The organism is Puia dinghuensis (genome assembly GCF_014642875.1).
GTDB lineage: Bacteria > Bacteroidota > Bacteroidia > Chitinophagales > Chitinophagaceae > Puia > Puia dinghuensis.
Genome location: NZ_BMJC01000004.1, coordinates 152,071 through 172,016 on the forward strand (window position 1 = coordinate 152,071; position 19,946 = coordinate 172,016).

20 protein-coding genes are annotated in these 19,946 nt (G+C 51.3%); 6 read left to right on the plus strand and 14 right to left on the minus strand.

The features are described from left to right. Positions 1-29: 29 nt before the first annotated feature. The 11 genes from IEY39_RS18445 to IEY39_RS18495 all read right to left on the minus strand — a co-directional run bounded on the left by IEY39_RS18445 (position 30) and on the right by IEY39_RS18495 (position 11,069). Entirely contained in the window at positions 30-2,825 is a 2,796-nt protein-coding gene (locus tag IEY39_RS18445) for a BamA/OMP85 family outer membrane protein (protein ID WP_188934306.1), read from the minus strand. An 80-nt stretch (positions 2,826-2,905) separates the two neighbouring features. Continuing rightward, a complete protein-coding gene (uppS, locus tag IEY39_RS18450; protein ID WP_188934309.1) occupies positions 2,906-3,679 on the minus strand; it encodes an undecaprenyl pyrophosphate synthase in 774 nt (257 codons plus the stop codon). Positions 3,680-3,742: 63 nt separating this feature from the next. Beyond that, positions 3,743-4,600: a type IX secretion system protein PorG gene (gene porG, locus IEY39_RS18455; RefSeq protein ID WP_188934311.1), complete on the minus strand. Its 858-nt coding sequence runs from the start codon at positions 4,598-4,600 to the stop codon at positions 3,743-3,745. A 66-nt stretch (positions 4,601-4,666) separates the two neighbouring features. Beyond that, entirely contained in the window at positions 4,667-5,566 is a 900-nt protein-coding gene (locus tag IEY39_RS18460) for an NAD kinase (RefSeq protein WP_188934313.1), read from the minus strand. A gap of 62 nt (positions 5,567-5,628) precedes the next feature. Further along, positions 5,629-7,017 (minus strand): POTRA domain-containing protein, encoded by a 1,389-nt coding sequence (locus tag IEY39_RS18465; RefSeq protein WP_188934315.1) that lies wholly within the window; start codon positions 7,015-7,017, stop codon positions 5,629-5,631. Beyond that, positions 7,017-7,679, minus strand: coding sequence for a CBS domain-containing protein (locus IEY39_RS18470; protein ID WP_188934317.1), 663 nt, complete (start codon positions 7,677-7,679; stop codon positions 7,017-7,019). The genes IEY39_RS18465 and IEY39_RS18470 overlap by 1 nt, the downstream gene beginning before the upstream one ends. A gap of 31 nt (positions 7,680-7,710) precedes the next feature. Beyond that, positions 7,711-8,487 (minus strand): alpha/beta fold hydrolase, encoded by a 777-nt coding sequence (locus IEY39_RS18475; protein WP_188934319.1) that lies wholly within the window; start codon positions 8,485-8,487, stop codon positions 7,711-7,713. A 98-nt stretch (positions 8,488-8,585) separates the two neighbouring features. Next, positions 8,586-9,119 (minus strand): CvpA family protein, encoded by a 534-nt coding sequence (locus IEY39_RS18480; protein WP_188934322.1) that lies wholly within the window; start codon positions 9,117-9,119, stop codon positions 8,586-8,588. Next, on the minus strand, positions 9,119-9,577 hold the full coding sequence (locus IEY39_RS18485; protein ID WP_188934324.1) for a GatB/YqeY domain-containing protein: 459 nt from the start codon (positions 9,575-9,577) through the stop codon (positions 9,119-9,121). Before IEY39_RS18485 ends, IEY39_RS18480 begins: the two co-directional genes overlap by 1 nt. Positions 9,578-9,588: 11 nt before the next feature. After that, a complete protein-coding gene (gene gldC / locus IEY39_RS18490; protein ID WP_188934326.1) occupies positions 9,589-9,936 on the minus strand; it encodes a gliding motility protein GldC in 348 nt (115 codons plus the stop codon). A 23-nt stretch (positions 9,937-9,959) separates the two neighbouring features. Further along, positions 9,960-11,069, minus strand: coding sequence for a glycosyltransferase (locus IEY39_RS18495; RefSeq protein WP_188934328.1), 1,110 nt, complete (start codon positions 11,067-11,069; stop codon positions 9,960-9,962). Positions 11,070-11,341: 272 nt separating this feature from the next. Between IEY39_RS18495 and IEY39_RS18500 the strand changes: the two genes are divergently transcribed. The 6 genes from IEY39_RS18500 (at position 11,342) to tatC (ending at position 17,769) form a co-directional block, all read left to right on the plus strand. Continuing rightward, positions 11,342-12,496 (plus strand): choice-of-anchor E domain-containing protein, encoded by a 1,155-nt coding sequence (locus IEY39_RS18500; RefSeq protein ID WP_188934330.1) that lies wholly within the window; start codon positions 11,342-11,344, stop codon positions 12,494-12,496. 134 nt (positions 12,497-12,630) lie between these two features. Beyond that, on the plus strand, positions 12,631-13,329 hold the full coding sequence (locus IEY39_RS18505) for a DUF4290 domain-containing protein (RefSeq protein WP_188934332.1): 699 nt from the start codon (positions 12,631-12,633) through the stop codon (positions 13,327-13,329). A gap of 18 nt (positions 13,330-13,347) precedes the next feature. After that, complete coding sequence (murA, locus tag IEY39_RS18510) at positions 13,348-14,652, plus strand: UDP-N-acetylglucosamine 1-carboxyvinyltransferase (protein ID WP_188934334.1); 1,305 nt, start codon at positions 13,348-13,350, stop codon at positions 14,650-14,652. A 4-nt stretch (positions 14,653-14,656) separates the two neighbouring features. Further along, positions 14,657-15,250, plus strand: a complete 594-nt coding sequence (gene gmk / locus IEY39_RS18515; protein ID WP_188934336.1) for a guanylate kinase — start codon at positions 14,657-14,659, stop codon at positions 15,248-15,250. A gap of 94 nt (positions 15,251-15,344) precedes the next feature. Beyond that, entirely contained in the window at positions 15,345-16,622 is a 1,278-nt protein-coding gene (locus tag IEY39_RS18520) for a hemolysin family protein (RefSeq protein ID WP_188934338.1), read from the plus strand. Between the two features lie 283 nt (positions 16,623-16,905). After that, positions 16,906-17,769 carry a twin-arginine translocase subunit TatC gene (gene tatC, locus IEY39_RS18525; protein ID WP_188934340.1) on the plus strand — a complete coding sequence of 288 codons (864 nt, stop codon included), beginning with the start codon at positions 16,906-16,908 and terminating at the stop codon, positions 17,767-17,769. Here tatC and IEY39_RS18530 read toward each other — a convergent pair. The 3 genes from IEY39_RS18530 to IEY39_RS18540 form a co-directional block, all read right to left on the minus strand. Then, entirely contained in the window at positions 17,766-18,272 is a 507-nt protein-coding gene (locus IEY39_RS18530) for a tetratricopeptide repeat protein (RefSeq protein WP_188934342.1), read from the minus strand. The genes tatC and IEY39_RS18530 overlap by 4 nt on opposite strands. Before the next feature lie 17 nt (positions 18,273-18,289). Next, entirely contained in the window at positions 18,290-19,264 is a 975-nt protein-coding gene (locus tag IEY39_RS18535; RefSeq protein ID WP_188934344.1) for a deoxyhypusine synthase family protein, read from the minus strand. A 107-nt stretch (positions 19,265-19,371) separates the two neighbouring features. Further along, positions 19,372-19,836 carry a hypothetical protein gene (locus IEY39_RS18540; protein WP_188934347.1) on the minus strand — a complete coding sequence of 155 codons (465 nt, stop codon included), beginning with the start codon at positions 19,834-19,836 and terminating at the stop codon, positions 19,372-19,374. Between the last annotated feature and the right edge of the window lie 110 nt (positions 19,837-19,946).

The following is a 19,946-nucleotide window of genomic DNA, read 5'->3' on the forward strand; positions in this document are numbered from 1 at the left end:
GTCTATTTAAGACCTGTAAAATAATCAAATTAATCCGGTTCATACCCTAACATAAAGGTGAACCGGGTAGCATCCCGCAACGAGCCATTCTGGATGCGGTCGAGCCCGACGCCATAGTCAAATCCGAGCAGACCAAACATCGGCAGGAAGAAGCGCATCCCGACCCCGACACTGCGACGCAGCCGGAAGGGGTTGTAATCCGTATAGTTGAACCAGCCGTTGGCAGCTTCGAAGAAGGTCAAACCATAGATGGTGCTGCTGGGGTTGGTCGTAAACGGATAGCGCAATTCGAGGGTGTATTTGTTGAAAATGGTGAAGAACTGGCTGGCTTGTTGCTGGTCGGGGTTGACCTTCGGATCGGAGTTCTCGTAAACAGGATACCCACGCTGGGAGATAATGTCATACCCCAGCAGACCGAAGTTGTTGGTCAGCCCCGCATCTCCCACCTGGAAGCGTTCGAAGGGCGAGAACCCGAGGGCTGGATTGTAACGGCCCATAAAGCCATATTTTGCCGAGGCCTTCAGCACAAACTGTCTGCTCTTGTCAGCGCCCATGGCATTCCCGATGGGCAGATACCAGTCGCTGGTAAACCGCCATTTGTGGTATTCCGGAAGCTTGTAACTGTAATTCTGGGTGATGCCCTTGTCGATGAGCGAATAGGGCGGTGTAAACTGTACGCTCAAGAGCAGGTTGGAGCCCCGCCGCGGATAGATCGGCTGGTCAAGATCGTAACGGCTCAGTGCCAGCTTGAAGCTGAAGTTGGTTGAGCGGCCATTGCGGAATGCGCTCGTGAACAAGGGATAGTTGTTCAGATCGTATTGGGTGTAGTTCACCGAATAGGTGAGCGTAAAGAAGTCATCCGGCCATTTCAATTGCTTGCCCAGGGCAAGGGTTATGCCGAAGTTTTTCAACGAGTTGCTATCGCTAAAGGCGTAGGTGTTGGTACGGAAGTTATAGCCCCCCGTACGGAATACGCTTCGATAAAGGCTTACCGTCAGGGAATTTCTTTTCTTGCCACCCAGCCAGGGTTCGGTGAAAGAGAAGTTGTAGGACTGATAGGCCTTCCCGTTGGACTGGATACGCAGGCTTAACTTTTGTCCATCCCCTTCAGGCAGCGGTTGCCAGGCATCTTTATTAAAGATATTCTTGATGGAGAAGTTGGCAAAGGTGACACCCACGGTACCGGTAAGCCCGATGCCGCCACCCCAGCCGGCGGACAGCTCGAGCTGGTTGCCGGATTTTTCTTCTACCCCCCAGTTGATGTCGACCGTTCCATCCTCCTGGTTGGGGTTGATGCCGGGCTGGATCTTCTCCTGGTTGAAGAAACCCAGGTTGGCGATCTGACGCTGGCTTCGGATGAGTTCGGTGCGGCTGAACTTGTCACCGGGGATGGTGAAGAGTTCGCGCCGGATGACATATTCATTGGTCTTATCGTTGCCCGAGATGGTAACATTTTTGATGGTTGCCTGCGGTCCTTCCGTCATGCGGATCTCGAAATCGATGGTATCGTTATATACTGCGGTTTCCACCGGCTCGACATGGAAGAACAGATAGCCGTCATCCGTGTACAGGCCGCTTATATCCCCGCCTTCCGCGGACAGCTGTTTGCCCAATTTTTTATTTAAGATATCGGCGTTGTAGATATCACCCTTATGGATACCCAGGATGAGACTGAGGATGGAGTCGGAGTATTTGGTATTCCCTTTCCAGCTGATGTTGCCGAAATAATACTTATGCCCTTCGTCGACTTTGATGTCAACGTACAGCCGGCTACGCACCTTCTTGTCTGTATAGTGCGTATCTGCGACGATGACCGCATCCCGGTAGCCGAGCGAGTTGTAGTAGGATACGACCTTTTGTTTATCTTCATCGAACTTGCTTTGGCTGAACTTGGAGCCGCTAAACAGCTTGAACCGGAAATAGGGGTCGATGAATTCTTTTGTCGCATGGTAGGACAGGAAACCCCAGTTGCTGAGGTATTGCCGCAGAGTCACCGAATCATGCGGACCATAAGGCGTTTGGTTGTCGGGCGGATAGATGGTCATCCGACTCTGCTCCTTTGTGTCCTTCAGCTGTTTCTTCAGCTTTTGTTCGCGGACGGCCTGGTTGCCAAAAAAATCTATCTGGTAGATGCGAACCTTTGGTCCCTTATCGATGTAAAAAGTAACGATCTCCGAGTTTTGAACTACAGGATCGTGGGCTTCGGTGATACGAACCTGTGCATCTTCATATCCCTTGTCCGCATAATATTTTTTGATGTATTGGATGGCCGATCGCTTCATGTTCTCTGTGACCACGCGGCCCTTGATGAGACCGGTCTTGGTCGTGAGGTCATCGGCGTCACCCTTCTTTACGCCCGGGCCTTTGAAATAGAAATTGCCGAGGCGGGGTCTTTCCGTTACGTCGATCTCCACATATAGGCTGTTGCCTTGCAATTTGGTAAAATAGATAGCGATGTTGGCAAAGAGATTTTGCTTCCACAGGTTCATGATGGCCTTGCTGAAGTTGTCGCCGCCGGGGATGGTAACCTTGTCGCCCACGGTGAGACCGGAAATGGAGGTAAGGAGGGATTCGTCAAGGTATTTCGTACCGGAGATCTTGATGCCGGCGATTATATATTCCCGGGGTGGAGTTTTGCCGCCGGCAAGTGCAACTAATTCAGGATCAATAGATACGCCATGCGGAACGGTATCCGAAGCGTTAGGTTTGAGACTATCGACGGAAGCTTTTTTCGTAGAATCATTCACCTGGGCCAGCGCAGCGATAGAGTGAAGTAAGCAGTAAGTAGTGATCAAAAAAACGCAAATCAGCGATCTTCGTTGCATCCAGTCGGTTTTTTAATGTGGACTTGCCGCCTTCGGCGGCATTTGGGCGGCAAATTAAGGGGATTTATACAAAACGTTTGTTAAAAAGTGGTGCCGGGAGCCATCAAATCCTGTTGAATCTGAGCACTCGTCTTGCCAAATCGCCTTTCCCTACCCTGAAAATCGAGGATCGCTTCATAGAGGTTTTTCTTACGAAAGTCAGGCCAGCGAACACTGGTGAAGTACAATTCGGCATAAGCTAACTGATATAGCAGAAAATTACTAATACGATATTCGCCGCTGGTGCGGATCATCAGTTCCGGATCGGGGAAATCGCGGGTAGACAGGTATTGCTGGAGGGTATCCTGGGTGATGGCGTCGGGGTCTAACTTTTCCGTCTGAACGTCGCGGGCCAGGTTGCGGACGGCTTCGGTGAGCTCCCAGCGGCTGCTATAGCTAAGGGCCATCACCAGGTTGAGCCCGGTATTGCCGGCAGTAAATTCGAGGGCTTCTTTCAATTCCATGCTGGCATAGTCGGGGAGCATGCTCATATCGCCGATGACATGGAGGCGGATATTGTTCTTGTTTAGGGTCTCTACTTCCTTCCGGATGGTCTCTACCAGCAATTCCATCAGGCCGGTGACCTCATAAGCGGGACGGTCCCAGTTCTCGGTGGAGAAGGCATAGAGAGTGAGATAGCCGATGCCCAGTTCGGCGCAGCCTTCGACAATGTCGCGGACGCTTTCAACTCCATGAAAATGACCGAATAACCTGTCCTGCCCTTTTTCCTGGGCCCAACGTCCGTTGCCGTCCATAATTATTGCAATATGGCGGGGGAGCTTTTTCAGATCGATCTCTTCCTTCAGCACGTCCATAAATAGAAGGCATTTTTGGGGCACAAAGATATGATTTTTGTGCTTGGCCGGGTTAAAAATACCTTAGAGGCCGCGGGTATCGGGGCATTTATAGCCCATCAGGTTAAAAGTAAGGAAGACTTGACCGGTCATATAGCTGTCTTTCAGATTGCCCGAGCCCCGCTGGCGGCCTTTGATGCCGATGGGTTCCCCGGTAGCATAGGAGCGGTCTTGCAGGGCATACCAGGTGGTCATCTGGCCATTGGGCAGGTATTGGGCCTGGGCGTCAGGCGCATAGGTTCCACCGACATCGTCGATGTAGTCGGTAGTCGTAAAGCGGTAGAGGAGTTCGACTCCCACGTTGATCCGGCGGTTGAGGTTATATTTAACCCCTACCCCCAGCGGGAAGCATACGGCCATGCTGCCATAGGGTTTCCGGTCGGGATAGAGCGACGAACCCTGGCCTTCCGTCCCAAGCGGGCGTAAATAGACCTTTTGCCCCTGGTAATAGGTGTAGGGATCAAAATTAAAGACGCCTATACCAAGGGTGATATACGGAGTAAAGCGATAGTTTTCGCTGCCGGGTACGAATTTGAAGAAATTGAAATCGCCTTGGAGCGTCAGCTCCCAGATGTTGGTATTGAAACTGAGATTGCGGCGAGACATGAACTCATTATTGGAGTTGTATTTGTCGGAATAGGCCAGGAAGGCATAGCTTCCCGCAATGCGGGCGGCCACATAATTGCCAAACTGCTTCCGGAAGAAAACGCTGGCTGCCAGGTTCGGCGTATTGAACCGCGGATTGGGATTAAGGTCGCCAAAATACTGCGACGCCCCTACCGAGATGCCGATCTCCCCTTCATGAACAATAGCCTGCTCCTGCGCAGAAGAGCGCAAGACCGTCAAAAATACCAGTAACCCGCAGAAGAGAAGCTTTTTCATAAAAAATAGAATAATACGGAACGTACGAGATTAGGGCTTTCGTTTGTTGTGTTCGTCATGGATATGTTAAAATTTGTTCTCACCCTCACTATTCCGGGTGTCCAGCCCCCAGGAAAGCTTGGTCCTCAGGGTCTGGAGGAAATTGTTCTCATTCAGCCGGATCAGACTAAGGGTAAAGGCTTCGCTACGCACCGCCAGCTGGACTTGTTTGTCCACGATCTCCTTCCGGGAATCCAGGACGCAGATGAAATTTTCCGCGCGGCCTTCCACCTCGAAGGAAATGATATTATTATCCGGTACTACAATGGGACGGACGTTGAGGTTGTGTGGCGCTACAGGCGTGATGACAAAACTTGCAGAGTCGGGGAAAACGACGGGACCGCTGCAGCTCAGCGAATAACCCGTAGACCCCGTCGGAGTAGCTACGATGAGACCATCCGCCCAATAAGTATTCAAAAACTCCCCGTTGAGATAAGTATGAATCTTGATCATCGGGGAGGTATCGGTCTTATGGATAGCAAATTCGTTGAGGCCGTAGGGTACTTCGCCAAACAGCGGCCTGTTGGCGTCGAGATGGATGAGGGAGCGTTTATCCACCACAAAAGTGCGGTTGACCAGCGCTGTGACGGCTGAAGACAGTTCTTCCTTACCGATGCTGGCGAGAAACCCCAGTCTTCCGAAGTTGATGCCCAGTACGGGGATATTCTTGTCGCGCACCAGCGTCACCGTATCCAACAGGGTGCCGTCACCGCCCAGGCTGATAAGGAATTCGATGGAATCGTCGAGATCGTCGGATTCCAGGAAGGATTCGATGCCGTCCGGCAGGACAAAAGAAGACCCTAACTTTTCCAGGAAAGGCTCGTGGATCACGGGCTGCAGGTGCTGCCGGATCAGTTCGTCGAAGAGTCGTTGTACGCCGCTCTGTACTTCATAATCTATCGCCCGGCTATATATTGCTACTTTCATTTGGAGTTAAAGTCTTTTCAATGGTCAAATGCAGTCGGCTGCGCCTCGTGCCATTATTATTATTAAAAATCATTACGGATATGTAAAAATAGCCCGTTTTGGCCTAATTGATTAAAGCTATAATCGAACTTGAAGCTTAAATCATAAAACGTAACAATATCAATCCCGAATCCGGCGGTATACAGCAGCTGGTTGACAAGGGAATTGGCCTTGAAATCCCTGTTATAGGCATAGCCGCAATCGGAAAAGGCGGTAGCGTAGATGTGAATGGGGATATGGTCGAAGGAGACGTTGTGGGTGAAGGGGATATCGAAATGGAATAGTTGGTGGAAAAGCGTGTTCCTGATGACGCCGCCGGCCGTGCCATCGATGACATAGCGATCGAGCCCGCGCAGGTACAGGTCGCCATAGCCTAAGAGGCTCTGATCATAAAAAGGCTGGCTCAACGGCAACTTCACAACACCGATGCTTTGGACGCCAAACCACCATTTTCTCGCCAGCGGCCAGCTCCTGGTAAGCCTGGCGGACCATTGCCAAAGGTTCATATCCCTGTCGATGCCGCGCCGGGTGAGGCTGCTCTCGAAGATGATGCCATCGAGTGGATAGGATACATAATCGACATCGGTATAATTGAAGGTATAGGTCAATTCCGGGTAAACGAGGCTTCGCTTCCCATTGCTGAAATAATGAGGGTTCCAGACGGCAACCGCACTATCGATGGAAGTGGACACGACGTTGCCGTTTACCGTGTGGCGAACCTTGAGTCCGGGCCGATAAAAATAACGGGCGGAAAAAGATAGTTGACGAGTAAGGTATTTTCCCGCATAGGGAATGGTGTCGGAATTGATGAACCCCTGGGTATTATTGACGGTGAGGACATCCACCTCCCGCAGCTGTGCGAAGTTGAATCCAAATCCAAACCCCTGTTTGAGGGCATTGTCCGCATAGGGTTGGTTGTAATAGAGCTCGAACTGCCGGGTATAGCCGGTGATGAGCCAGGCGGTGAGGTTGTCGTTGCGCCCCGTAAAATTATAATGGGCAAACTTCCCGCCATAATTCACCCGGCTGAGGCTGTAATTTTTTTGCGCCCAGGCGCTGATATTGCGATCTACGGGTTTGAAGTAGGGCAGGGGAAAGATATACCAGCGTTCTTTTACATCTATCTCCACATCGACAGTATAGCCTCTGAAGTCTTTTGCAAAGATGATCACCTCGTTGAAAAGATGGGTGTTGATGAGGCGGTCGTGAGCCGTCCGGAAGGCATTTACCAGGTTGTTCAGGGTTAGAGTATCCCCGCTTTTGAAGGAAAGTTCGCGCCTGATAATATAGTTCTTTGTTTTTTTGTTGCCGGTTACGATGATCTGGCCGACAACGCAGGGAATTTGAGCAAGGGTGGGAAGGGCAAAAAAAAGGGGAAGGAAAAGCAAGAGATATTTCCGGCCGGAAGGCATCAGATATTCAGGTAGTTCATCAGGTGGTCGTAGTTGGTGCGCAATTCATTTTCATACAACTCTTCTCCGAAATAGTATTTTACCTGGTATTCATAGCGTTGAAAAGTAGCGACGATATCCGAGATCTCCGCCTTATTGATGCGAAGCGTGATATAGAAATTACCGGAAGGCGCATCTGCGAAGGTATTGAGCTGGATTATCTGGGCATCGTTGGTTTCGACCAGTTTGCTGATCTCGGTGAAGGAAAAGCTCACCTTCTCCATCTCCAGGACGATGATACCCCCCAGGTCGTTGACGCCGGTGGTGCGGCCCAGCTGCTTTAACAGATCGGTTGCGATGATGGCGCCGGCATACTCGGATTCCCCGTTGATCACCGGGATAAGCGTGAGACCGTTCTCGTTGACCAGCTGTACGGCTTCGTAGAAAAAGGCGTCGGCGTGTGCGGCAATGCGGGAGAAACCAGGCTGCAGCTGTGCCAGCAGGATGTTGTCATCCTCCACATTCAGCAGATCGTCCTCACTGACCAGTCCAGCCAATTTGTCTTCTACCACCACCGGAAGATGGGTTACGTGGAAGTCCGCCATCAGATCGAGCGCCTGAGAGACGGGGTCATTCAGATGAAGAGAAGGGATGGCGGCGGATATGATCTCTTTGTTTAACAAGCAGGGTGTTTTATACTATAGACGAGAAAAATCATGCTACTGCTGCCGGTTCGTTCAAATTTCGCAAAAATTTAAGCAAAAGCGTATTGAACTCTTCCGGCCTTTCCATCATCGGCGCATGTCCACATTTGTCAATAAAATGCAGCTCGCTGTTGGGGATCAGTTTGTGAAACTGCTCCGCAACAAAGGGTGGGGTAATCGTATCATTGTTCCCCCAGATCAACAAAGTAGGCTGCTTAATCTGGCTCACTTCCTCGCCAAGGTTATTGCGGATGGCATTCTTGGCAAGCTGGATGATCTTGATGGCTTTCATCCGGACATTTACCGTTTCGTACAATTCGTCCACAAGCTCCTTGGTGGCCATCTTTGGATCATAGAAGGTTAATTCCGTCTTTTTCCGGATATATTCATAATCTCCCCTTTTGGGATAGGTGTCTCCCATACCGCTTTCAAACAGACCGGAACTGCCGGTGAGGATGAGGGATTTGATCCGTTCGGGGTGCCTGAGGACATACATCAGCCCGACATGCCCGCCCAGGGAATTTCCCAGCAGATTGATCTCTTTGTAGTCGCGATATTCGATAAACTTATGGAGGAATTTTTCCAGGCCGCCGACAGTCGTATGTAACAAATCCAGGTCAAGCAAAGGCAATATCGGCACCACGACCTTGTGGGTGTGGCGGAAAGATTCGATCTGACCGGTGAAGTTACTCAACGCCCCAAACAAACCGTGTAATAGTAAAAGCGGCTCGCCTTGCCCTTCCTCGATGAATCTGAACTTTTCTTCTTGTTTGATTTCGTATTGCATCAGCTAATAAGATTCTTTCCCAGTAATTAACCGCTAAAATAAACGATTTAACCCAAAAAAAAACAGGTCAACTATAACCGATCATCAGTCAAAAGGTTTTATAGTTTGTTGCCTATCTGCCCAAAAAAGTCCTCTAATTCAACGAACATTCCTTCGAACCAGGGGACAAATTTACCAAATTCGTCAATTGTGATACGCCCCAGGGGCCGAATATAGGGGTATGTCACAGAGGCAGAAAGGGTGTGGGGAGAGAGGAGATGGACCTGTACCGCATAGAAAAGCAGGACGCTGAGGGTAGCAATATAGAGAAAAGCGTAGAGAAGCACGCCAAACAGCTTGTTCAACCAGCCCATCATCGCCAGGTCGACGGCCTTTTCGATGAGTTTGGCGATGGCGCGCAGTCCCAGGACAACGGCCAGGAAAACAAGCAGAAAAGCCAACACCGGCAACCAGCGCGATGGCAGGTGCATGTGAGATTTCCCATAAACGGCTACCACTGCCGAGAGCTTGATGGCTGCGGCAATGCCGATGATCCATGCTACCGCAGAGACGATGGCAATAATGAAGCCATGCCTCAGGCCCCTGAGAATAGCCAGGAGCAGAAAGATGAGGAGCAGGACATCGATTGCCATTATTCCTGTTTCGACAATAGTTCTCTTGCGACGGCGTTGATCGTCTTGCCATCCGCCTGACCGGCGAGCTGTTTTGTAGCAACCCCCATCACCTTCCCGATGTCTGCGGGAGATGTTGCACCCGTCTCGGCGATGATCTTAGTCAAGGCTGCTTTCAGTGCGGCTTCATCCATCTGGCTGGGCAGGAATTTCTCTATGATCGCGATCTCCTCTTCTTCTTTTTTGGCAAGGTCTGCACGTCCTTGCTGCTGGTATATCTCCAGGGAGTCCTTGCGTTGCTTCACCAGCTTTTGCAGCAGTTTGACTTCATCGGCCTCCTTTAATTCGCCACCGGCGCCTTCAGCCGTCTTGGCCAGAATGATCGCCGCTTTGATGGCCCGGAGACCCCGCAAGGCGGCTTCGTCCTTCGCCAGCATGGCTGTTTTCAATTGTGCCATTACATTTTGCTCTAATGCCATATACTATCTTTTTATAGTTTGTTTGTCTTCATTTGCTGGTCGCGGAATTTTTTATAGAAGTCGCGGGCAAACTGTTTCATTTCGTTCATCAACACCGGATCCTGGGTGGCCCGTTGGTAGGTTTCCGCCATCGTCATCAGGGTCTGATAGAAAAAGTCGGCCATTTCATCGACCATCATGTCTTTTGTCCAGAGGTCTATCCGCAGGGCTGTCTTATCGGCGCCATCCCAGAAGGCCAGCATCATCGCCTTAGCCTGGCGTGCATTTTCGGTGGCGGAGTCTGATGCATTCCAGCGGATGTCTTCGGGTACCCGGTCTCTGTCCAGGGTTACATCGATATTGATAGAGGAGGTTGTCATAAAAGTGTTTAGCAAGGCGCAATTTAAATTATTTTATCGATTGCCTCCCGAACCGCCGCGGACGCTCTATCGGCGCCAAATTCCGCGATCCGCGTCAGCCCCCGTTGGATGAGCTGGCTGCGCAGCGTCTCGTCCTTATACACCGACATGAGGTTTGCGGCCAGGGCGGCGTCATCGGCCCCATCAGCATAGATCGCGGCGTCCCCGGCCATTTCCTGCAGGCGGGAGCCGGCCGTCAGCAGCACCGGCACGCCGGCCTTCCAGGCGTTGAGGACGGATGTTCCCAACGAGTTGCCATCAAAGAGAAAGAGGGCTGCATAGGCCCCGGCCAAAAGCCGGGCATGGGCGCGATCGCTAATGCCCGCGGAAGGCTGCCGCCAATGCACGGCTTCCCTGTATTTATAGGTGTCCAGCTTTTCCTGCAGTCCTTCGGCAGCGATGCCCGTCACCACCAGCTGCAGGTTCGAGAGCTGTCTCTTTTTGAAGAGGGAAAAGGCTTTTAACAGATGGATCACCCCTTCTTCGCGGGCGGCGGTGACGTCGGCAAAGAAATACTCTTTTCCCTGTGCAAATTCGGCTTTGAGGCTTTCCCGGTCGACGGGGGGCAGGGGGCTGATGGCTGCCACCGGTGAAGGATATATGACCACCAGCTTATCAGCTGCTGTTTTCACCCGGGCAGTCAGCCAATCCCGGTCGCGCCCGGAAAAACAAAATACTGCTGCGGCCCGGCGCAGGCTTTCCCCGAGGCGGCCGGCATATACCGGCGGGATACCCCGGCCTCTTGTCGAATCGGCCCTTTCGGGCATCCACAGGCATTGGGGAACAAGGGTGTCACCCGCGGCTACCCCTCCCGTCAGCATTACCAGGTTGGCCTTATGCTTTTTGGCCAGCCGCGGTATCTGCCAGTCATACCAGAGCCGCCATCCTATCCGCCCCGGCAAGGCCCTTTTTATAAGGAGGGTCTGGCCGGGTAGTTCGGGGAAAGAGCCGGGTGGGGTGGTTTTATCGGCCAGCAGGAGCCACTGCCAATCCCTTTCACGGGTGAGAGCGGCGGCGACAGAAAAGAGGAGACGGCTTTTTTCACTATCGGGCCCGGCGAATTGGAGGGGCCGGCAGTCCAGCAGGATGAGCATAGGAGGCAAAGGTAGGCACGCGGACCCACTTGGGGGGAGATAAGCATTTTTATCCACAGGCGACTAAGGGTAAATTACTCAGAATCACTTAGTTATTTGTAGTAAAGGGTTTGTAAAATGTGGTTTTTACGGTATGCCTAAATAGGGTAGTAATGCTTTGGCTTCGTTCTTGCTGATGTTTAATTTTGACTATTAATCCGTTTTAATCCGATCTACTATTAAAATTCGTGCCTATGAACCGTGTGTACACTCCTATATTTATTGTCGCACTGATGATAAATATACCTCGGATAGCCCATGCTCAATGTAATTGCAGCGCCGGAGTCCCCGCCACCCCAATAAGCTACTACCAATCCTTTCCCACTACGAATGCCGCTTCCACGACCGTCAGCTTCCCGCAGTTCAACCCGTCTATCGGGACGCTCAGCTGTGTCAGCCTCGGCGATACGGTGACGGGGGTGACGACCACCTCGGCGCTGAATAAAGCATCCAGTTCGGTTACCTATAAGTTTCAGCTGACGGTAGCCGATGACCTGGAAGGGCCTGCCGGCGGCGGCATCTCCATCTCCAACAGCTATAACCGCACTTATGGCCCCACGACCCTGGCCCGGTTGGGGTTCCCCAACGATACGGTCACTTATGGGCCCGATACGATCATCAATAAGGAGATCGGGTTTGCTAACTCCACCACGGGCCTTGCGACATACCTGGGTGCGGGCAGCGTAGCATTTACGTATTCGCTCAACGGTGGGGTCATTTCCCTGCAAGGGGGCCTGAACTATACGGCAGGACCTACCACCAATTACTGGGGGGCGATGAAGCTCACCTATTACTGGTGTCCTTCCACCATCCTTGCTACGACCATCCAGGATTTTACGGCTACGCCCTCGGGTGGCGCTATTGTCCTGCAATGGTTGGCTTCAAATCAACAACCCAATACCCAATATGAGATCCAAGTCAGCACAGACGGCAGGAATTTCTACTCCGCCGGACAAGCGGAAGGTGACGCTTCTGCAACAGGTACTTCTGCAAAATACCAATATCAATACAACGTTGATCCGACTCATGTGGGCAAGCTCTATTTCCGCATCCAGGAGACGGATCCTTCGGGAAAAGTAAGCTATTCGGTGGTCGTTGTCGTCGACCCCAACGGTTCAGGCAAGGGTGAGGGTATCAGCTATCAGACTTTCCCTAATCCGGCTACTAATAGTTTACAGGTACAATTCAACAGCAACCAGACCGGACATTTCTTAGTAGAGCTCATCGGAACCTCGGGGCAGATCGTCCAGCAGAAGGCCGTGACGCTCGCGGGCTCCAACCAGATAAGGCTTGACCTTAGTCCACAGCCGGTGAAGGGGCTTTATTTCCTTCGAACAACCGATCTGACCCACAATCAAAGATATGTGAGCAAGGTGCTCATCGATTAGCTATTCCTCTGAAAAACCATAAAATCCAAGATCTCGCGAAGGGCCCTCCCGCTACAGGGGGCTTTTCCTTTTGCTCCAGCAGGAGTTTGCAGGCTGGGCTTTTTCCTGTAGATTTGTTACCTTAAATCGAGTGTATGGAATATAATACCACGCGGAATCACCTTATCATGCGTGAATACGGGCGTCACATCCAGAAGATGATCGAATATCTTCTGACGTTGGAGGACAGGGAAAAACGCCAGCGCAACGCCCAGGTCGTTATCGAATTGATGGGCTTTCTCAATCCGCATCTGAAAAATGTCGAAGACTTTCGCCATAAATTATGGGATCATCTCTTCCTGATCTCCGACTTCAAACTTGATGTCGCATCCCCCTATCCCATTCCCACACGGGAGACGTTGCGGGCGCGGCCAAAACCGCTGAGATACCCCAAGCGCTATCCCAAATTCTCGCACCTGGGCAAGAACCTGGAGATCGTCATCAACAAAGCCCTTGCGGAAGAAAACCCCGACAAGCGCAGTGGTTTTGCCAATGCCGTGGCCTATTACATGAAATTAGCCTATAACAACTGGCATAAGGAGACCGTTCATGACGACGCCATCCAAAGCGAACTGAACCAACTTACCAATGGGCAATTGGAATTCACCAATACGCCAAATGTCAAGAGCTTCCGGCCCGACCAGCCCCGCGAGCGCGAACGGGACGGCAACCGCGGCAATTATGGGGACTATCGTAATAAAAGGAAGCAGCAGTTTCAGCAACGCAATAACAACAACAACAGCAACCGGAACAACGACCGGGGCGGGAATAAATTTAAGAAGAAACGATACTGATCAGTCAAATCATCGCGCGTGCATTCATTCGAAGTCATCGGCGGAAAAAAGCTAACGGGAGAGATCATTCCACAGGGCGCTAAGAACGAAGCATTACAGATCATCAGCGCCGTATTGCTGACACCGGAGAAGATGACCATCTCCAACATCCCTGACATTCTTGACGTAAATCTGCTTATCGACCTGCTGGGGGAAATGGGTGTAAAGATCGACCGGCCCCAACGGGACACTTGTATCTTTCAGGCCGATGACGTCGATGTCGATTACCTGCGCAGCGAAGCCTACCGGCAAAAAAGCGGGCGGCTGCGGGGGTCGGTGATGCTGGCAGGACCAATGCTCGCCCGCTACCGCAAAGGCTTTATCTCGAAGCCGGGTGGTGACAAGATCGGCCGGCGGCGGCTTGACACCCATATCATCGGCTTTGAGAAACTGGGGGTCCGTTTCCACTACCAACAAGAAGAGGGGCTTTTCCATCTCGACGCCGGCAATATGAAAGGTTCATTTCTGCTGCTGGACGAACCTTCCGTCACCGGTACAGCCAACATCGTCATGGCTGCAGTGATGGCGGAAGGAACCACCACCATCTATAATGCCGCCTGTGAGCCCTATATCCAGCAGCTGTGCAAGATGCTGACCCGGATGGGTGCACAGATCAGAGGCATCGGCAGCAACCTGCTGGTCATCGAAGGGGTCGGCTACCTGGGAGGCACGCAGCACCGGATGCTACCGGATATGATCGAGATCGGCTCTTTCATCGGGCTGGCGGCCATGACCCAAAGCGATATCACCATCAAGAATACTTCCGTTGACAACCTGGGCATCATCCCGGATAAGTTCAGGCAGCTTGGCATCCAACTGCAGCTGGAAGGAGATGATATCCATGTCCCTGAGCAGGATGTATACGAGATCCAGAACTTCCTGGACGGATCGGTGCTCACCATCTACGATCATCCCTGGCCCGGTTTTACGCCCGACCTTTTGAGTATCGTGCTGGTAGTAGCCACTCAGGCCCGGGGATCGGTGCTCATCCACCAGAAGATGTTCGAAAGCCGGTTGTTCTTTGTCGACAAGCTGATCGACATGGGCGCACAGATAATCCTCTGCGACCCCCACCGGGCGGCTGTTATCGGCCTGGCCCGTGAGCAGCGGCTAAGAGGCATCACGATGAGCAGCCCCGATATCCGGGCCGGTGTCGCCCTGCTTATTGCCGCCTTGAGTGCGGAAGGACGCAGCATCATCCAGAACATCGAACAGATAGACCGGGGTTACCAGAATATCGACGACAGATTACGAAAGCTTGGCGCACAAATTTTTAGGATATAAGGATATGAGCGAGTCACCAGCGTCCCCCCATAAGATCATCATCATCACGGCCCCTTCCGGCGCCGGGAAGACTTCTATCACCCGCTATCTGCTGGAAAAATATCCCGGCAAACTCGCCTTTTCCGTCTCGGCCGCGACCCGCAACCCCCGTTCTTATGAAAAGGATGGGGTGGATTACTATTTCATCGGCCTGGAAAATTTCAAGCAAAAGATCCAGCACAATGAGTTTGTGGAGTGGGAAATGGTCTATGAAGGCAAGTATTACGGCACCCTGAAAAGCGAGCTGGAACGCATCTGGAGTACGGGCAAGACCCCCCTGCTGGATATCGAGGTGAAGGGAGCCATTCATATCCAGGCACAATACCCCGACTCGACGCTCTCCCTTTTTATCGAGCCCCCCTCCGTGGACGAATTACGCCGCCGCCTGGAGATGCGGGGCACGGAGACGGTGGAAAGCCTCCTGGCCAGGGTAAATAAGGCCTCTTACGAGATCTCCTTTAAGCACCATTTCGACCGTATCATCGTCAATGACGACCTGAATAAGGCCTGCAGAGAGGCCGAAGCAGCAGTAATATCTTTTTTGGGCCTTTCCTGTTAAGCCGACCGCGCCCCCTGACCCCTTCGGCCCCGGACAGTCCGGGGAACCTAGAAATATCAAATTTTCCGAGTATTTTCGTCTTTGATTGTTGATTATGATCAATACTAATACCCTTGTATGGATAGTTATTGCCTGGCTGATGATCGCCTTTTTTGCAGGCATCGAGGTCGCGTTTATGCGGGCCAACCGGCTGGCTATCGAACTGAAGAAAAAGCAGGGCCTGAGCAGCGGGATAATCCTGGGCAATTTTATTGACCATCCGGCCCAGTTTATCGGCACCTCCCTGGCGGGCTTTACCATCTTCCTGGTCATCTTCGGCCTCATGGTGGGAGAGACCTTTCTGCCGGCATGGAATTACCTGACAACGAAGATACACATGCCCGGTAGCTATGTCAACGCTATCCGGCTTTTTGTCGAAACCCTGGTCGCATCCATCTTCATCCTGCTCTTCGGGGAATTCATCCCCAAGGCCTTGTTTCGCGCCAAGAGCGACGCCCTGCTGAGCTTTTTCGCCGGAACGATGGATCTCTTCAACCGGCTTTTCTACCCGCTTGCCAGCTTCTTTGCATCTATAGCGCAGTGGGTATTGAAATATGTTTTCAACGTCCGTATCGACGAACGCAAGGACACTTTTTCGGGCACCGACCTGGAACATTTCCTGGAGCAGACGGGTGACCTGGAAGAAGACAAAAAAGATTTGAATAAAAGCCTTTTCGAGGCCGCACTGGCCCTGCCCAAGGTGAAGGTGCGGGAATGTCTCATCCCCCGCAAGGAGATCGAGGGCATCGATATAGGGCTGAGCATGGAAGAAGTGAGGCGAAAATTCGTAAAGACCCGGCTGAGCAAACTGGTGGTCTATGAAGGCAACCTGGACCATGTCGCGGGCTATATCCACCAATTAGACCTCTTTAAGAATCCACCCACGATCAAGACGATACTTCATACCATCCCCGCCGTACCGGAAAGCATGAGTGCAACCGATCTCATCAATAAATTCAGCCGCGAGCGGAAGAGTATTGCCTGGGTGGTCGACGAATTTGGCGGCACCGCGGGCATCGTGACCATGGAAGACCTGCTGGAAGAGATCTTTGGCGATATCCGGGACGAATATGATACGGAAGAATTCGAAGAAAGAAAATTGTCCAATGACGAGTTCATCCTTTCCGGCCGGCTCGAACTGGATTATCTCAACCGCAAATACGGATTCGATCTGCCTGTAAATGAGTCGGAAACCCTTTCCGGCTATATCATCAACCAACATGAGACCATACCGCATTTAAAAGACCGGATCATCATCGGTGATTTCGAATTTGAGATTTTGGATGTCAGCGACACCCGCATCGAAATGGTGCGGCTAAAGGTGCTAAAGTGATTTGTTAAATGATCGTTAATACCAGATTAATATTTTTCCATTTTCCAGTTTTTAATCATCTTCGTCTTGTAAGACAGCCACCTAACTGACGGTCTTACGCTAATAAAAATATTTTCCCTCCACCCGGAGGCGACGTTTTTCATAGGTCAGTTAGGAGTAAACAATGCACTCTGTAATGGAGTGCTTGTTTTTTTTATACCTATGCCGAAGGTAAAAAATCGCGTTTTTAACCGTTCTTTACCGCATTTCCGACTAACTTCGCGGAGCTTTTTTACAAAAATCAATGGCATTAAATCTGTTAAACAGGAATAGGAACCCGGGAGAGGAAGAGATGTCTTTTGTAGACCATCTGGAGGCGCTGCGCTGGCATATTGTCCGTTCGGCCTTTGCTATCGTTATTGTAGCCATTGTCATTTTTATCAAGATCGACTGGATCTTCGATAAGATCATCCAGGGGCCTATCCGCAACGACTTCGTCAGCTATGTAGGACTTTGCAATCTGGGGCGGAAACTGGGCATGAAAGACGCGCTCTGCCTCCAGTCGGTAAACGGACTCCATTTGCAGACCACCCAATTCGGCTCGCAATTCATCTCCAGCATCAACATCGCTATCGTGGGAGGGTTTGTCGTCGCCTTTCCTTATGTATTCTGGGAGCTCTGGCGGTTTGTAAAACCGGCGCTTTCCCCCAAGGAGTTGAAGAGCAGCCGGGGCGCGATCTGGTGGGTCAGCTTCTTCTTTATGCTGGGGGTAGCGTTTGGCTACTTCCTGCTGGCGCCCTTTACTTTTAGTTTCCTCTACAATTATAGCCTGGGCAGCACCGGGTTGATCCATACCATCCCGACGCTGGATGACTATATTGAAAACCTGGTCGATATCATCATCGGATCGGGCATCGCTTTCCAGCTGCCGCTGATCAGCTATGTGCTGACCACCATCGGCCTCATCACCCCTAATTTTCTTCGCACCTACCGGAAATATGCGTATGTGGCTATTCTGTTCATCGCGGCGATCATTACGCCTTCACCGGACTGGATGAGCCAGACCATCGTAGCGTTGCCGCTGATCTTGTTGTATGAGCTGAGCATCCGGGTCTCCGTCCGTGTGACCAAGCGCCAGGAAGAGAAAGACAAGGAAGAGTGGAGCTAAGCGGAGGTGTGTTTGATATGAATCTCCGTTTTCATCTGACAACGCTCGATGTCCTGCCGGTAGTCCTTTATCTTCTCGTCGTTCTGGCTGGCCAGGATCGCCTTCTCGAAGTAGTAGACGGCTTTTTCATAATCCTGCCGCAGCTCTTCGGCAAGGGCATATCGCCCATAGACCCAGGATTTGTCGATGGTGCGGATACGGAGACATTTGTCCAGGTGCGTCCGCAGCTCATCGAACCGCTCCATATCCATATACAGCGCAGCAACGTGAAAATACGAGTGGGGATATAACGGGTCGCATTTGATGGCGGTGAGAAAGTGATTCTCCGCCTTTACATAATCATCGAACTGGGTCTTGTACAACCAGCCCATGGAGTTATGCGCCGGGGCACTGTCCGGTTCTTCATACAGGATGCTCTCATACTTTTTGAAAGCTTCTGCATACTGGTTGTTCTTAATGTCGGCCTCAGCCTCCAGATACAGCTCTTCAGAATTTGCATTCATAGTTACTTACGTTATGATTACCAGCCAAGCACCCACGCGAAGATGAGCGGGGCGACAATGGTGGCATCGCTTTCAACAATAAATTTCGGGGTATGGATATCCAACTTCCCCCACGTGATCTTTTCATTCGGCACGGCGCCGGAATAGGAGCCAAAGGAAGTGGTGGAGTCCGAGATCTGGCAGAAATAGCTCCAGAACGGAACGTCATGCCATTCCAGGTCCTGGTACATCATCGGGACGACACAGATGGGGAAATCGCCGGCGATGCCCCCGCCGATCTGGAAGAAGCCCACACCCTTTCCACCGCTGTTCTCGCGGTACCAGCCTGCGAGCCAGGTCATGTATTCGATGCCGCTTTTGACGGTAGTGGCTTTCAATTCGTTCTTAATACAATAGCTTGCAAAGATGTTGCCCGTCGTGCTGTCTTCCCAACCCGGGACAACGATGGGGATATTCTTTTCGGCCGCGGCGACGATCCAGCTGTTCTTTGGGTCTATCTCATAGTATTGTTTCAGATCGCCGCTGAGGACCACCTTATACAAGAACTCGTGGGGGAAGAACCGCTCGCCTTTTGCTTCTGCATCTTTCCACACTTTTACCAGATGCTTCTGTAGCCGGCGGAAGGCTTCTTCTTCGGGGATGCAGGTATCCGTAACCCGGTTGTAATGATTTTCCAACAGATTCCATTCGTCTTGCGGAGTCAGGTCCCTGTAGTGGGGTACGCGTTTATAATGACTATGCGCCACTAAGTTCATGACATCTTCTTCCAGGTTGGCGCCGGTACAACTGATGATATCGACTTTTCCCTGGCGGATCATTTCAGCCAAAGAGATGCCGAGTTCGGCCGTACTCATGGCGCCTGCCAGGGTAACCATCATTTTACCACCTTCCAGTAAATGCTTTTCGTACCCTTTGGCGGCGTCGACCAATGCGGCTGCGTTGAAGTGCCTGTAGTGATGCTCAATGAATTGCGAAATAGGACCTTTGCTCATGATGGGTGCTTTTGAAGATTCAGGTTGAGCCGCAAAAGTATAGATTTTCTATGAAACGAAGAGGCCACCCCTTCGGGGTGGCCTCCTGCATTTATAGTGAGGAACGATTAGAGTGCAACGGGTTTTTTCTCTCTTTTGTATTCTTCCCAGAATTCGGTTCCCTGCGATTTCAAAACGATCTTCTTATCGCTGTTCTCCAGCGTGACATAGTAAGTTGTCTGATCATCAGATGCAATCTCGAAAAGATCGGTGATCCAGCAGTCGCCATAATCCTTTTTCATCGACGCGAGCAGGTTGATCGGAAGCAGGTCGGAAGTGATATTCCTTACTACGGCCTGAAGATCACCGTTATTATTATAGTAAGCATAGAGGATCTGACCATTGAGGGAGAAGGTAGCCTTTGAATAGTTGTCCTTTTGTTCCCACACGATGTTGCTGGCGCCGGAGAAATCTTTTTTGAATGATTTGACGGCTGATTGATTGATGGTACCGCCATCATTCTTTCCAGCGAAGGCGCTGATACTGACACCCATCATAAGCATGGTAGCGATGGATAAGAAGACCTTTTTCATAACTGTTCGTTTATAAGTTTTAAATGTGTTTTTTGATTTTCGGGAGGCGTGTCTTTTCCCGGGTTTCACGCCGAACCGCACATAAATAAGACGCAGGTTTTTGAAGCATG

Excerpts from the sequence above, each read along its gene's own strand:
- IEY39_RS18540 (WP_188934347.1), bottom strand. The coding sequence starts at position 19,836 with ATGAAAAAGGTCTTCTTATCCATCGCTACCATGCTTATGATGGGTGTC.
- IEY39_RS18475 (WP_188934319.1), bottom strand. The coding sequence starts at position 8,487 with ATGCAATACGAAATCAAACAAGAAGAAAAGTTCAGATTCATCGAGGAA.
- IEY39_RS18500 (WP_188934330.1), top strand. The coding sequence starts at position 11,342 with ATGATAAATATACCTCGGATAGCCCATGCTCAATGTAATTGCAGCGCC.
- IEY39_RS18505 (WP_188934332.1), top strand. The coding sequence starts at position 12,631 with ATGGAATATAATACCACGCGGAATCACCTTATCATGCGTGAATACGGG.
- IEY39_RS18465 (WP_188934315.1), bottom strand. The coding sequence starts at position 7,017 with ATGCCTTCCGGCCGGAAATATCTCTTGCTTTTCCTTCCCCTTTTTTTT.
- porG (WP_188934311.1), bottom strand. The coding sequence starts at position 4,600 with ATGAAAAAGCTTCTCTTCTGCGGGTTACTGGTATTTTTGACGGTCTTG.
- tatC (WP_188934340.1), top strand. The coding sequence starts at position 16,906 with ATGGCATTAAATCTGTTAAACAGGAATAGGAACCCGGGAGAGGAAGAG.
- gmk (WP_188934336.1), top strand. The coding sequence starts at position 14,657 with ATGAGCGAGTCACCAGCGTCCCCCCATAAGATCATCATCATCACGGCC.
- uppS (WP_188934309.1), bottom strand. The coding sequence starts at position 3,679 with ATGGACGTGCTGAAGGAAGAGATCGATCTGAAAAAGCTCCCCCGCCAT.
- IEY39_RS18530 (WP_188934342.1), bottom strand. The coding sequence starts at position 18,272 with ATGAATGCAAATTCTGAAGAGCTGTATCTGGAGGCTGAGGCCGACATT.
- gldC (WP_188934326.1), bottom strand. The coding sequence starts at position 9,936 with ATGACAACCTCCTCTATCAATATCGATGTAACCCTGGACAGAGACCGG.
- IEY39_RS18495 (WP_188934328.1), bottom strand. The coding sequence starts at position 11,069 with ATGCTCATCCTGCTGGACTGCCGGCCCCTCCAATTCGCCGGGCCCGAT.
- IEY39_RS18520 (WP_188934338.1), top strand. The coding sequence starts at position 15,345 with ATGATCAATACTAATACCCTTGTATGGATAGTTATTGCCTGGCTGATG.
- IEY39_RS18535 (WP_188934344.1), bottom strand. The coding sequence starts at position 19,264 with ATGAGCAAAGGTCCTATTTCGCAATTCATTGAGCATCACTACAGGCAC.
- IEY39_RS18480 (WP_188934322.1), bottom strand. The coding sequence starts at position 9,119 with ATGGCAATCGATGTCCTGCTCCTCATCTTTCTGCTCCTGGCTATTCTC.
- IEY39_RS18485 (WP_188934324.1), bottom strand. The coding sequence starts at position 9,577 with ATGGCATTAGAGCAAAATGTAATGGCACAATTGAAAACAGCCATGCTG.
- IEY39_RS18445 (WP_188934306.1), bottom strand. The coding sequence starts at position 2,825 with ATGCAACGAAGATCGCTGATTTGCGTTTTTTTGATCACTACTTACTGC.
- IEY39_RS18460 (WP_188934313.1), bottom strand. The coding sequence starts at position 5,566 with ATGAAAGTAGCAATATATAGCCGGGCGATAGATTATGAAGTACAGAGC.